The organism is Flavobacterium sp. DG1-102-2 (assembly GCF_033042555.1).
Taxonomy (GTDB): Bacteria; Bacteroidota; Bacteroidia; order Flavobacteriales; family Flavobacteriaceae; genus Flavobacterium.
In genome coordinates, this window is sequence record NZ_JAWLIK010000002.1 from 40,436 (window position 1) to 52,211 (window position 11,776).

Below are 11,776 nucleotides of genomic sequence, written 5' to 3' on the forward strand. Positions count from 1 at the left end.
GAAAAGCCCTCATAAGAGGGCTTTTCTATTGGTATAAAATAAAGATATTTCTATCTATAAATGTTCTTCTCCTTTTTCTGCGAGCTTGCGTTCAAGTTCCGCCTGAAACTCTTCCATAACTGGCCTTACCGTACTTTCAGGAAGATCGGCGATACGAATGTACATGAGACCGTCGATAGCATTATTGAATAAAGGATCTACATTAAAGGCAATAACCCTTGCATTCTGCTTAATGTATTTCTTGATAAGTACCGGCAGCCTTAGGTTGCCCGGCTCTACCTCTTCTATAAACTTGTCAAACTTGTTAAGATCGGCTTCTGCTTCGTTAAACACAAAGTCTTTATCAGCATCTTTAAGCTTTACCTTATATTCCTTTTTAGGATGCACATATTGCGCAATGTAAGGATCGTAATAATGCGACTTCATAAACTCAATCATCAACGATTTTGAAAAGTCTGAGAACTGGTTGCTTATACTTACACCGCCAATAAGGAATTTATGGTCCGGGAATCGAAGCGTAGTGTGAACAATACCTTTCCATAACAGGAATAACGGCATTGGTTTCTGTTGATAATCTTTTACGATGAAAGCGCGGCCCATTTCGATAGACTTACTCATCATGTCATACAATTCCGGCTCAAAACGGAAAAGGTCGTGAAGGTAAAAACCGTCTATACCATATTTGTTATAAATTTCAGATCCAAGCCCCATACGGTAAGCCCCTGCAATCTGTTTTGTATCATCGTCCCAAAGGAACATATGGTGATAATATTTATCATACTGGTCAAGATCGAGTGATTCATTCGTGCCCTCTCCTACTTCCCTGAATGTAATTTCGCGAAGGCGGCCTACTTCATGGAGTATATTAGGAATCTTATCTGCCGACACAAAAAACACCTCATAATTTTTGCTTTGCAGCAATCTGAAATCTTCTTTGCGCAGGTTTGCAACCTCAGCCATGATCTTGTCATGATTGGCAGGCTTTGCGATATCTTTTGGCCCTCTTGAAGAAGAAATCTTAAGGTTTAAGTTTGATGTATCTATAAGCTTGGTTTCCTTTTCAAAAGGGTTGGCAAGCATATAGGTCTTTATCCTTATAAATTCGGTGTATGATTCCAGCGTTTCATGTTCGCCCTGTTCTGCAACAGAAATCGGTTTTCCTATCCTAACCTTGATAACACGGTCTTTTTGCGTAAGCAGTTCTGACGGAAGTTTAGCTGTCCTCAACGTATCGCTTAACTGGGAAAGGAAATAAAACAGCCTGCTGTTCTTTGCGTGAAAATAGATGGGCACTACAGGCACTTTCGCTTTTTTAATAAGCTTCATCGCACCTTCTTCCCATGGTTTGTCTACAACAAGCTTTCCATCTTTGTAGGTAGAAACCTCGCCCGCAGGAAATATGCCCAAAGGTTTACCGTCACTAAGGTGGCGTAATGCATCTTTAATTCCTGTAACGCTGGATTTTGCATCCTTATGATTCTCAAAAGGATTAACCGGCATTACATAAGGCTTAAGCGGCTCTATACGGTGAAGTAAAAAATTGGCAATAATCTTAAAGTCAGGATCCTGTTCCAGCATAAGCTTTAACAGAAGGATACCATCTATACCTCCAAGCGGGTGGTTAGACACAGTAATATAAGGTCCGGTCTTAGGAAGGCGTTTAAGGTCTTCTTCAGGGATTTCAAATTTTATCTGGAATTCATCAAGTATGGCATTCAGGAACTCAAGATCGCTGAGATGCTTGTTCCTGTCGTATATCTTATTCATTGTGGAGATCTTTAAGACCTTCATCAGAAGCCAGCCTGAAAAAGTACCTAAAAACCCGTATTTATCAGTCTTTATTGCTTTTGCAACTTCTTTAGCTGTGACTAAACTCATCTACATTTGTGTTTCGGGCGAACAACAAAGATAACAATTATAGCGAAACGTTAAGGATGATTGTTTTTTTTAATTGGCATTATTAAAAACTTAAGTATGTTATTGTTACAAAGCGCATTACACTCAATTATATTCAAAAGATTCCATTTGTTTGGTTTTTTGGTTACATTTGAAAATCAAACTACACATAATGAGGATTATTTCTTACAATGTAAACGGTATTCGCGCCGCTTTTACAAAAGGTTTTATGGACTGGCTGAAACAGGCTGATCCGGACATCATTTGTCTTCAGGAAATAAAAGCTACACAGGACCAGGTAGCAATACAGGAGATTGAAGACGCAGGCTACCCCTACCATTATTGGTTTTCGGCACAAAAAAAAGGATACAGCGGTGTAGCTGTTTTCTCTAAGCACAAACCCAACAATATTGTTTATGGAACAGGCATAGAACATATGGACTTTGAAGGCCGCAACCTAAGGCTTGACTTTGATGATTTCTCTGTAATGAGCCTATATCTGCCGTCGGGTACAAACATAGACAGGCTGGACCACAAGTTTATGTACATGCGCGATTTTAATGACTATATAGACAATCTTAAAAAAGAAATACCTAACCTCATCATTTGCGGCGATTATAACATCTGCCACGAGGCGATAGATATCCACGACCCGGTGCGTAACGCTAAGGTATCAGGTTTTTTACCAGAGGAAAGGGCATGGCTGGACACGTTTATGAAGAATGGCTTCATAGACACGTTCCGTCACTTTAATAAAGAACCCCACAACTACAGCTGGTGGAGCTACCGTGCAGGTGCACGTGGTAACAATAAAGGGTGGCGTATTGATTATGCACTGGCTACAGAGCCTATGCGTGAGCGACTTACAAGAGCCGTAATTTTACCCGAAGCCAAACACAGCGACCACTGCCCGATACTGGTTGAATTTGAGTAAATTAGCTTACCAATAAAAGAACACACACAAATTACTATACAATGAAGATGAAAACAATTTCGGCGGGCGTAATGGCCTTACTGCTAATGACCAGCTGTGTATCTAAAAAAGTTTACACCGACCTGGAGAGCAAATATGCCGACCTTAAAAAAGAGAACAGGGCTCTTTCCGATGAAAACAAGGGTATAACCAAAGACCGTAATGAGCTTGACCTTAAATCTAAAGACCTCCAGGCACAGCTGGACAAGCTAAAAGCCGAAAGAGATAAACTGTCTAAAGACTACGCATCTACAAAATCTGGCCTTGATAAAATGCAGTCGTCTTACAGCGACCTCGAAAAAACAAGCGGTGAGACCAATGCAAGCATAAGCAAAAAGAACCGCGAACTGTTAGCCGAGCTTGAGGCAAAAGAAAAAGCGCTTGCTGCCGAGCAGGACAGGCTTAATAAGATAAAAGCTGAACTTCAGGAGCGCTCCCAGCGTGTTGACGAACTTGAAGGCATGATAGCTGCCCAGGAAGCCGGACTTAAAAAGCTGAAAGAAACTTTATCTAAAGCACTAAATGGCTTTACAGGTAAAGGACTTACTGTAGAACAAAAAAATGGTAAAGTATATGTTTCTATGGAAAACAAGCTGCTTTTTGGCTCGGGAAGCTGGACTGTAGGTACCGAAGGTAAAAAAGCAGTAGTTGAAGTAGCCAAAGTTCTGGCTGCAAACCCGGATATCGCAGTACTTATTGAAGGACATACCGATAACGCCGCTTACAAAGGCTCAAACGAGATCTCAGACAACTGGGACCTTTCTACTAAACGTGCCACAGCAATCGTTCACATCCTTAAAGAAAACAAAGGGGTAGACCCTAAAAACCTTACTGCTGCAGGGCGAAGCGAATTTGCCCCAATTGCAGGTAATGACACTGCCGAAGGCAAATCTAAAAACAGGAGGATAGAAATAATCCTTACGCCTAAGCTGGATGAGCTTTCTAAAATGCTTAACGAAATCTAATATTTCCTATTATAGCAAAAACCACCGCTTGTGCGGTGGTTTCTTATTTTAATGATAGGTGTTGCCATTTAGATAGCAGTATAGCCACCATCGGCAATAATGTAGCTTCCTGTAGTAAACGACGACTTATCTGAACTAAGGAACGTAACCAGATCGGCAATTTCCTGCGGTGTTCCCAACCTGTTCATTGGGCTTTTGCGGGCTACAGCTTCCATCATGTCTTTGTTAAGGTGATCTGTAAGCAATGGTGTTTCTATATAACCCGGGCCAACGGCATTGCATCGGATGCCTTTCTCGCCATATTCGGCAGCAATGTTTTTTGTAAGCCCCACTACCCCATGTTTAGATGCGGTATAGGCCACGCTGTTTGGCGCAGCAACCGTACCGTGGATAGATGCAATGTTTACGATGCTTCCACCGCCGTTTTTAGTCATCTGTTCAATCTGGTAGCGGCAGGCATAGAACACACCGCTAAGGTTAAGGGCAATTACTTTATCCCAGCTTTCAGGCTCATATTCTCCTGTCGGTGTAGCCGGGCCGCCCATACCTGCATTGTTGCAGGCAACATCAAGTCGGCCATATTTTTTCACGATTTCTTCTACCAGCCTTTTATTATCTTCAGCCGAAGAAGAATCGGCCTTAACAAAAAAAGCCTCTCCTCCGGCTTCCTGTATTGCTTTCACGGTATGGTTACCGTGGTCTTCATTTATATCTGTAATAACAACTTTTGCACCTTCATTAGCATAAGTCTCTGCAATGGCACGCCCAATTCCGGAACCTGCTCCCGAAACTACCGCAACTTTATCTTTAAGTAATGACATGATAAATAATTTTTAAATGTCTTATAAAGTTACAAAATGAAGCAATAGAAACTTGTATGTACAACAATTATTTACACAAGATTAACAGTGCTGTTTTATTGTTCAAATGAACCTTTAAATTTCGAGTTATTGATTCTTATTTCAGCTTATTTAAAATCAATTTTTCAAACTTATCCTTAATTAATCTATCTTCTTCATCTGATAAATCGTCATTAATTGTTTTCCAATTCCCTAATTGCAGCCCTTGATTTACTGAAACCAGCCCGAAAGAAGTTGTATTTTCTTCTGAAGTTCTTAACCAAGTATAAATAATTTGGTCAGTATCCTTAAAATAGAAATAGACATGATACCAAAGATCATCTTTATAATCACTTCTGCTATCAATTAATCCTACTTGTTTTGGTACTTCAAACACACTGTTTTGTTCCTTAAAGACTTTAATTTTTTCTTCTAAATCTGATTCTTTACTATTAATCTCATAGATTTCAGCATACGGATAACTTCCCGCAGCAATATTGCATCCAGATACTATCAACATAACACCTAACAAATAAATTATCCTTTTCATTTTACTAATTCTTTTCAGTTGGAGCATATCCATTCACTTATTGACATAACATACCACATTATCATCTCGGCAATACGTACAAATTTAATTTTACAATTGACATGTGTTATAAATTAGCTTAGAAATATGCAGGCGCATTTATCACTAAAACGATAATAGTAACCTCACTTTTATTTGAACACTCTTAAACCAAAAGAATTTGACATATTTTAACCTTTAACCTCAGGTGATACGGCGTTTGTGATTTATCTTTGAGTGGCCTAAATCACACCGCACATGGATAATTTAGATGCAGCGAGAATGCAGATGGCATTCACTCTTATCTTTCACATTGTATTTGCCTGTATTGGCATGGTAATGCCCTTTTTTATGGTGATATCGCACTATAAATGGCTAAAGACCAAAAACCCAATTTTCTTAACCCTTACCAAATCCTGGCAAAAAGGTGTCGCTATCTTTTTCGTTACCGGAGCCGTATCGGGTACTGCCCTCTCGTTTGAGCTGGGGCTGCTCTGGCCGAAGTTCATGATACATGCCGGACCCATAATTGGGATGCCCTTTTCGCTGGAGGGTGCCGCCTTTTTTATAGAGGCTGTTGCCCTGGGCTTTTACCTTTACGGATGGAACAAGCTTAATGAGCGTTTCCATTTGGTTACAGGAATAATTGTAGGCGTATCAGGAATACTTTCTGGAATACTGGTCGTTTCGGCAAACAGCTGGATGAATGCCCCTTCGGGTTTTGATTACATCAACGGCGAATTCCTCAACATAGACCCTGTCAAGGCATTCCTTAACCCCGCATGGTTTACACAGGCACTGCACATGACGCTTGCCGCTTTTGCCGCCACATCGTTTGCTGTAGCAGGCATCCACGCCTGGCAGATCTACAAAACCCGAAACACACCCCTGCATAAAGAAGCTTTTAAGATCGCAATAGTATTTGGCGCTGTAGCCGCGCTACTGCAGCCTTTAAGCGGCGACCTTTCGGCAAAAGATATTGCAAAACGCCAGCCGGCAAAACTTGCCGCCCTTGAAGCGCATTACGAAACCGAAAAAGGCGCTCCTTTATATATAGGCGGTATTGTTAACGAAGAAAAAGGCGAGGTAACCCACAAGATCGAAATCCCGAAAGCCTTATCGTTTCTTTCCTTTGGCGACTTTAATGCCGAAGTAAAAGGGCTTAATGATTTCCCTAAGGAAGACCGCCCGCCGGTGGCCATTACACACTACGCCTTCCAGATGATGGTAGGCTTAGGAACGTTATTAATGTTCTCGGCCGTAATCTACCTCATCAGCCTGAAGAAGAAACACTGGCAGGACAAAAAGAGATATTGGCTGTATTTTGCATTGCTGAGTCCGGTAGGTTTTCTGGCCCTTGAGGCCGGATGGATCGTAACCGAGGTAGGCCGCCAGCCATGGATAATCCATAATGTAATGCGTACCAAAGATGCCGTTACCCCTATGCCGGGCATGATATACAGTTTTTATATGTATGTATTGCTGTATATAACGCTCACCATAGCCGTTACCTGGCTTATGGCCCGACAGATAAAAGTGCTTAACCATACTAAAATTTAAGCTATGCTATATGTAGTATTGTTGTTTACCGTATTATCCTTTTTTTTGTATGTACTGCTGGGCGGTGCAGACTTTGGTGCGGGCATACTCGAACTCTTCTCTTCTGCCGATCATAAAAAGTCTATTAAGAAGACGGTATATAGTGTTATGGGTCCGGTTTGGGAGGCAAACCATATCTGGATCATTATACTAATCGTTATTCTCTGGATTGCATTTCCAGAATTTTACAATGTCATTATCATCTACCTGCATATCCCATTAACACTGGTACTGTTAGGCATTACGCTTCGAGGCGTGGCATTTGTCTTCCGCCATTATGATGCCGTTAAAGACAAATCGCAGCAGTTGTATGACCGAATGTTTGAATTTTCGTGCCTTGTAACGCCTATTTTTTTAGGCATGAGTTTCGGCACGCTGATTAGCGGAAACATTATTATCCCTGACAATCTGGCTACAGCTAATTTTGCCGATATCTACATTCATCCTTGGTTGCAGCCTTTCCCTATTTTGGCAGGCTGTTTCTTTAGTGCATTATGTGTTTTCTTATCATCTACTTTCCTTATCGGCGAAGCTACCGAATATGAAAAACGAATGTATATGCGCAAAGCGGGCATTGCCACTTTTGTAGTGGTTATATTAGGCATGGCGGTACTTGCCGCAGGCTATCTTGAAGACATGAAATTCATAAACGACTTTCTTAATAATCCTTATGCGCTTGGTGCAGTCGCCTTATCGGGCCTATTACTGTTTCCACTTTGGCGAAGCATTAAAAAAGGCCACACTATAACCTGCCGTTTTTTTGCCGGGCTTCAGGTACTGCTTATACTCTGGGCTGCGGTAGGCACGCACTTCCCTAACCTTATTATTACCAAAACAGGCCCTATAAGCCTTCTCGAAGGACGTGCACCCCAAAGCGTTATTGACGTATTGGGCATTTCGCTTATTATCGGGGGACTGCTTATCATACCCGGATTATTTCACCTTTTAAAATCGTTCAAGATGATCAAGATACTTGAAGAAAAAGAATAATCACTTCAAAATTTTATAGCGCAGCAATTGATACGCAAGGATTACACTTACTGTGCTAAACAGTATAAATATACCAAGAAGTATAGCGTCAGCCCTTGTCATTGCAATTACAACACAAAATGACAGGAAAAGCGCAATTACTATTGCAGCCGATATATACCTGTACCTGTTCTTTGCTACTACGCCTTTAGTATTATGAAAAAGTGTAAGCGTTACAAAAACCACTGCCATTGCAGCAAGCAACGCAATTTCAGTTGGTTTAGGATCGCTGTTCCCATATCCGCCCGAACTTGCGGCGACCATCAGCAGGCCATATAGTCCAAACAGGATAAGTAGGGCAGTCCGGTAAAGTATAGACGTAAATTTCAGCATCAGTTGGATTTTAGTATCATAAACTTACAACAATCTATCATAAATATACCATTCGCGTGAGGGATTATTCCCGACCTTTATGCTTCCATAAAAAATTCTTCAATGCAGGACACCCCTATTACAAAAACACAGCTCGCGGTAATGTCGGCAGCGGCAGGCATCTGTGTCGCCAATATATATTACAACCAGCCCATACTCAAAGCCATTGCACACGACTTTGGCGTACAGGAAAGCCGTGCAGGTATCATATCGGTACTGGCACAGGCAGGTTATGGTTTGGGACTTTTCTTTATTACTCCCCTTGGCGATAAGATAAACCGCAAGAAACTGATACTCTCCTTACAGGTCGTACTTATCCTTACGCTTGTAGGCATCACCTTTGTACAGAATTTTTTCTGGATATGCGCGTTCAGCCTTCTTTTAGGATTACTGAGTGTTGCCGCCCAGGTTATCCTCCCGTTGGCGGCGAGTATGGACAGTAAGAACCGCGGACGTAATGTAGGCATCATATTTACCGGAATACTCGTAGGCATACTTGCAGCACGGGTTTTTAGCGGACTGATCGCCGACTGGCTTAATTGGCGCTACGTATATGGAATATCATCGGGTATGGTTACCCTTGGGGCAATAGCGTTGTATTTTACACTGCCCAATAATCACCAGGTCATGTTTGAAGGAAATTACATTAAACTGCTGGGTTCGTCATTACAACAACTGAAACGCTTTCCGCTATTGCGAAGGACGGCGCTACTGGGCGGACTCGCGTTTGGTATCTTCTGTTCGTTCTGGACCACGCTAACGTTTCATTTAAGCGGCGAGCCGTTCAATTATAAGTCGGATATCATTGGGTTATTCGGTTTGCTTGCTATAGGCGGTGCATTGCTGGCCCCTATTTTTGGCAAACTTGCCGATAAGGGAAGTCCCGCACGTGCACAGGTATTCTCAATACTCCTGGTGCTGGCAGGGGTGCTGCTCGTTATGGTGTTCCCATTATCGGTAACTGCATTTGTAGCCGCAGTTTTGTTGCTTGATGTTGGTGTGCAGGCTACACAGGTAACCAATGTCGCCACTATCTATTCGCTTGACGCCACCGCGCACAGCCGTATTAACACCGCTTACATGACGAGTTATTTTATAGGTGGAGCATTGGGCACATTTGTAGGCATACAATGTTGGGATGCAGGAGGCTGGGGACTGGTTACCTGGCAGATGCTGGTTTGGTGTTTGGCATGTTTAGCGCTTGCTGCGTGGGGATTGAGGAGGAAAGCTTAGCATTATTGCTTTAGGGGTTACAGCTTGATTAAAGTCTTCCTAATGTTTTGGCTGCACATTGTACATTCCCTATTTTTACACTTTTACAATAATTCAATTTTCAATGAAAAAAATATTCGCACTTACCTTTATTATAACATCTGCACTTAGTGCTCAAAACAAAAAAGCCGAACTTATTGAAGTAGCCCAGTTTGGCGATAACCAGCCGATAGGTGTGGCAGTCGCTCCGTCGTCTAACAGGGTGTTTGTTTCTTTTCCGCATAATGAGCCGTTCCTGTATGCCCTTACCGAAATAGTAAAAGGCAAACGCGTGCCCTACCCTGACGCTGAATGGAACAAATACATGCCAAAAAACAACGATACCCATTTTTATAATGTGCAGGACCTTTATGCCGATGACGACAACAATTTATGGGTTTTGGATTCCAAGCCTACAGGCAGCGCATCGGTTTTTGGGAAAGATGCTGCCAAAGAGAAGAATGCAGCAAAAGGGAAGACTGCTGCCGATGAGAGCACAGGGGGTAAATTCAAACTATTCAAAATCAACCTTGCTACCAACAAAGTAGAAAAGACCTATAATTTTGGCGGGCTGCCAAAAGACAAAAGCGGGCTGAATGATGTGCGCGTAGATACTTCTAAAAATCTTGCGTACCTATCGGATCCGGCGCTTAAAGCTATCGTAGTGCTCGACCTCAGGACGGACAAAGTGAGGATCGCACTGAAAGATGATGCTTCGACTACTGCAGAAAACGGCTATATCCTGAATATTGACCGCATTAATATGATTGATAATGAAGGGAAGCCTTTTTCGTCTAACGTTAATGGCATTGCCCTGACGAAGGATAATGAATGGTTTTATTATAAGCCCATAAATAAAGATAAACTTTACCGCATCGCGACCAAATACCTTGCAGACGATAAGCTTAACGCTGCTGAACTTTCAGCCAAGGTGGAGCCTGTTGCCGATGCCGGCGTAACCCACGGCCTGGAATGCGACGCAAAAGGCAATATTTACTTTGGGCATTCGCCGAGCCATTCCATTAAATATGTTTCTCCTGACGGCAAAGTACATACTCTTGTAAGTGACAGCCGCATCATCTGGCCTGATTCTTTTGGCGTTGGCAAAGATGGCTTTCTATATTTTAGCGCTGCACAGCTTAACCGACAGCCAAAATATAACCAGGGCAAAAGCAAAGTAGAACTTCCGTACAGGGTTTTTAAGGTTAAGATGCCTTAGAGATTATCCAGAAAACTTATTCCATATAAAAACAAAAGCCCCCGTTTTCACGGGGGCTTAAAGTGGGTTTAGGATGAGTAAACCCCGGGGAATCATTTCTCTTAATGTGTGCCATGCGTACATGGACAGTCGCTGACACCCTGGAATATGTCCAGACCTACTGTTATCATGTGAGAACCGTTGTTAGACGACAACAGCTCATTTGTCGTAACCTGGTATGAGTAGGCAAAGTAAAAGTTAGATACTTTTAACCCCACCATTGGGCCTATGTTTAATGGGTCGCCAAACTGGTCGTTAAGAAAACGGTAGTTTATACCTGCCCAGTAGTAATCGTCTCCGTTAAGGTAACGCAGCTTCATGTTGATATCTGACGTAGACCTTCCGTCTCCCTGAAAATACTGTACAAAAGCCGATGGCTCAATTTCAAACGTATCGCTGGCTTTAAATGTATAGCCTGTATATACCTGAAAGTTTCTAAGTGTTTTAGGCTCATTAGTAGCATAAAGGTCAATATCCTTATTAAGAATATTACTTGCAGTTACACTTGCATAAAACCTCTGGAATCGGTACAGCATAGCAACATCAAAGTTGTGGTTTATCGTATACCTGTTGTTCCCTACCGACTGGTCAGGTGTCTGTATCCTGTCAACATCTATCTTAAACTGGTTTAGGTTATACGATATACCAAAAGAAAGGTACTGCTCATAATACGGATCAAGTATAATATGATGGGCATAGGAAAGCCTGCCTCCATACTGCCTTGTGTAACCATTCTTGTCATTGTAAAAGAACACACCTACACCACTGTTTGCCGATATCCTTGCATCGGCAGCAAGCGACTGGTTATCGGGCGCATCTTCAATCCCTACCCATTGGGTAAGTCCGTTTGCCCTTATCTTAACGTAATCCCCTATACCCGCGTAGGCAGGAGAAATTACAAAAGGGTTGTCTGCAAGGTATTGTGTAAACGTAGGAATATTTAGCTCCTGGGCATGCAGCGACGGAAAGGCTAGTATTAATAATAACAGGCGATATATATGTTTCATTTTGTGTGCGTGTTTTAAT

At 42.1% G+C, this 11,776-nt stretch carries 11 protein-coding genes; 6 read left to right on the forward strand and 5 right to left on the reverse strand.

Annotated elements, in window-relative coordinates:
• Positions 1-54: 54 nt before the first annotated feature.
• The gene (locus tag R1T16_RS03565) at positions 55-1,878 is read right to left on the reverse strand and encodes a lysophospholipid acyltransferase family protein (RefSeq protein ID WP_317499700.1); all 1,824 of its coding nucleotides are present in this window, start codon (positions 1,876-1,878) and stop codon (positions 55-57) included.
• Between the two features lie 190 nt (positions 1,879-2,068).
• Here R1T16_RS03565 and R1T16_RS03570 point away from each other — a divergent pair, with 190 nt between their 5' ends.
• Complete coding sequence (locus R1T16_RS03570; RefSeq protein ID WP_317499701.1) at positions 2,069-2,830, forward strand: exodeoxyribonuclease III; 762 nt, start codon at positions 2,069-2,071, stop codon at positions 2,828-2,830.
• A 41-nt stretch (positions 2,831-2,871) separates the two neighbouring features.
• Positions 2,872-3,834, forward strand: a complete 963-nt coding sequence (locus R1T16_RS03575) for an OmpA family protein (protein ID WP_317499702.1) — start codon at positions 2,872-2,874, stop codon at positions 3,832-3,834.
• A 68-nt stretch (positions 3,835-3,902) separates the two neighbouring features.
• Here R1T16_RS03575 and R1T16_RS03580 read toward each other — a convergent pair whose 3' ends face one another.
• Together R1T16_RS03580 and R1T16_RS03585 are read right to left on the reverse strand one after the other, a co-directional pair.
• Positions 3,903-4,655 (reverse strand): glucose 1-dehydrogenase, encoded by a 753-nt coding sequence (locus R1T16_RS03580; RefSeq protein ID WP_317499703.1) that lies wholly within the window; start codon positions 4,653-4,655, stop codon positions 3,903-3,905.
• Between the two features lie 136 nt (positions 4,656-4,791).
• Entirely contained in the window at positions 4,792-5,223 is a 432-nt protein-coding gene (locus R1T16_RS03585) for a membrane lipoprotein lipid attachment site-containing protein (RefSeq protein ID WP_317499704.1), read from the reverse strand.
• 276 nt (positions 5,224-5,499) lie between these two features.
• On the opposite strand from R1T16_RS03585, the gene R1T16_RS03590 reads away from it, so the two are divergent.
• Both R1T16_RS03590 and R1T16_RS03595 read left to right on the forward strand, forming a co-directional pair.
• Positions 5,500-6,801 (forward strand): cytochrome ubiquinol oxidase subunit I, encoded by a 1,302-nt coding sequence (locus R1T16_RS03590; protein ID WP_317499705.1) that lies wholly within the window; start codon positions 5,500-5,502, stop codon positions 6,799-6,801.
• A 3-nt stretch (positions 6,802-6,804) separates the two neighbouring features.
• Positions 6,805-7,830, forward strand: coding sequence for a cytochrome d ubiquinol oxidase subunit II (locus R1T16_RS03595; RefSeq protein WP_317499706.1), 1,026 nt, complete (start codon positions 6,805-6,807; stop codon positions 7,828-7,830).
• Here R1T16_RS03595 and R1T16_RS03600 read toward each other — a convergent pair whose 3' ends face one another.
• Positions 7,831-8,202 carry a hypothetical protein gene (locus R1T16_RS03600; protein WP_317499707.1) on the reverse strand — a complete coding sequence of 124 codons (372 nt, stop codon included), beginning with the start codon at positions 8,200-8,202 and terminating at the stop codon, positions 7,831-7,833.
• 102 nt (positions 8,203-8,304) lie between these two features.
• Here R1T16_RS03600 and R1T16_RS03605 point away from each other — a divergent pair, with 102 nt between their 5' ends.
• The gene (locus tag R1T16_RS03605; RefSeq protein ID WP_317499708.1) at positions 8,305-9,474 is read left to right on the forward strand and encodes an MFS transporter; all 1,170 of its coding nucleotides are present in this window, start codon (positions 8,305-8,307) and stop codon (positions 9,472-9,474) included.
• A gap of 103 nt (positions 9,475-9,577) precedes the next feature.
• Entirely contained in the window at positions 9,578-10,711 is a 1,134-nt protein-coding gene (locus R1T16_RS03610; RefSeq protein ID WP_317499709.1) for an SMP-30/gluconolactonase/LRE family protein, read from the forward strand.
• A gap of 101 nt (positions 10,712-10,812) precedes the next feature.
• Here the strand turns inward: R1T16_RS03610 and R1T16_RS03615 are convergent, their stop codons facing one another.
• Positions 10,813-11,757: a type IX secretion system membrane protein PorP/SprF gene (locus R1T16_RS03615; protein WP_317499710.1), complete on the reverse strand. Its 945-nt coding sequence runs from the start codon at positions 11,755-11,757 to the stop codon at positions 10,813-10,815.
• Positions 11,758-11,776: the final 19 nt, after the last annotated feature.

Excerpts from the sequence above, each read along its gene's own strand:
- R1T16_RS03610 (WP_317499709.1), top strand. The coding sequence starts at position 9,578 with ATGAAAAAAATATTCGCACTTACCTTTATTATAACATCTGCACTTAGT.
- R1T16_RS03580 (WP_317499703.1), bottom strand. The coding sequence starts at position 4,655 with ATGTCATTACTTAAAGATAAAGTTGCGGTAGTTTCGGGAGCAGGTTCC.
- R1T16_RS03590 (WP_317499705.1), top strand. The coding sequence starts at position 5,500 with ATGGATAATTTAGATGCAGCGAGAATGCAGATGGCATTCACTCTTATC.
- R1T16_RS03605 (WP_317499708.1), top strand. The coding sequence starts at position 8,305 with ATGCAGGACACCCCTATTACAAAAACACAGCTCGCGGTAATGTCGGCA.
- R1T16_RS03565 (WP_317499700.1), bottom strand. The coding sequence starts at position 1,878 with ATGAGTTTAGTCACAGCTAAAGAAGTTGCAAAAGCAATAAAGACTGAT.
- R1T16_RS03570 (WP_317499701.1), top strand. The coding sequence starts at position 2,069 with ATGAGGATTATTTCTTACAATGTAAACGGTATTCGCGCCGCTTTTACA.
- R1T16_RS03575 (WP_317499702.1), top strand. The coding sequence starts at position 2,872 with ATGAAGATGAAAACAATTTCGGCGGGCGTAATGGCCTTACTGCTAATG.
- R1T16_RS03585 (WP_317499704.1), bottom strand. The coding sequence starts at position 5,223 with ATGAAAAGGATAATTTATTTGTTAGGTGTTATGTTGATAGTATCTGGA.
- R1T16_RS03595 (WP_317499706.1), top strand. The coding sequence starts at position 6,805 with ATGCTATATGTAGTATTGTTGTTTACCGTATTATCCTTTTTTTTGTAT.
- R1T16_RS03615 (WP_317499710.1), bottom strand. The coding sequence starts at position 11,757 with ATGAAACATATATATCGCCTGTTATTATTAATACTAGCCTTTCCGTCG.
- R1T16_RS03600 (WP_317499707.1), bottom strand. The coding sequence starts at position 8,202 with ATGCTGAAATTTACGTCTATACTTTACCGGACTGCCCTACTTATCCTG.